Origin of the sequence: Streptacidiphilus monticola (assembly GCF_042658505.1) — a bacterium.
Lineage (GTDB): Bacteria > Actinomycetota > Actinomycetes > Streptomycetales > Streptomycetaceae > Streptacidiphilus > Streptacidiphilus monticola.
This window is the reverse complement of the sequence record NZ_JBHSQJ010000078.1, coordinates 164-879: the sequence shown is the minus strand read 5'-3', so window position 1 is coordinate 879 and position 716 is coordinate 164. Positions and strand designations below refer to the sequence as shown.

Below are 716 nucleotides of genomic sequence, written 5' to 3'. Positions count from 1 at the left end.
CCTCGGTGGAGCCGAACGCCGCCGCGGGAGCCGCCTCTCCGCCCGAGGCTGCCTCCGGTGGAGACGCCGCAGCGGGAGCCGAGCCCCCGGTGGAGCCGAAGAAGCGCGCCCGCCGCACCCCCCGCAAGAAGGCCACGCCAGAGCCGCAGGTCGGCCTTGAGGCCCCCAGCGTGGCGGACACGCCGGCCGTCACTGCCGCCGCGGAGCAGCCGCAGACCACCCGTGGTGCCGCGGCAGCGGCCGAGCAGCAGGTCGGCGTCGAGGCCGCTGGCCTGGCGGACACACCGGCCGGTACGTCCGCCGCGGCGCAGCCGGAGGCCGCGCGCGGCGGTGCCGTCTCCGCCGCACAGCCCCAGGTCGCCGGTGCTTCCGGTACGGCGCAGCCGCAGGGCACCAGCGAGCAGGCGCCGGGCACGTCGGACACCGGGGGCGGCCAGCTCTCCGCGGCGGAGCCGAAGAAGCGTACCCGCCGTGCCACCCGCAAGAAGGCCGAGCCGGTGCCCTCCCCGTTCGAGGAGGCCATCGCCGAGCTGGAGGCCCAGGCCGACGCCGGCACCGTGGTGGGGCTTCAGCTGGAGTCCGCCGTGGCCAATCTGACGGAGCGTCTGGTCGCCGACGAGGCCGCTGCCGCCCGTGACGACCTGCTGGCGCGCCTGGGCGCGCTCGGCGTCGCCGCGCAGGCGCAGCAGGAGGTCGCCGCCGCCGCGTCCGTCGCC

The 716-nt window shown here is 78.2% G+C and carries 1 pseudogene; it reads left to right on the top strand.

From position 1 onward, the window contains the following. Positions 1-89: 89 nt before the first annotated feature. Positions 90-716: pseudogene (locus ACFP3V_RS18995) on the top strand (hypothetical protein); the annotation flags it as partial.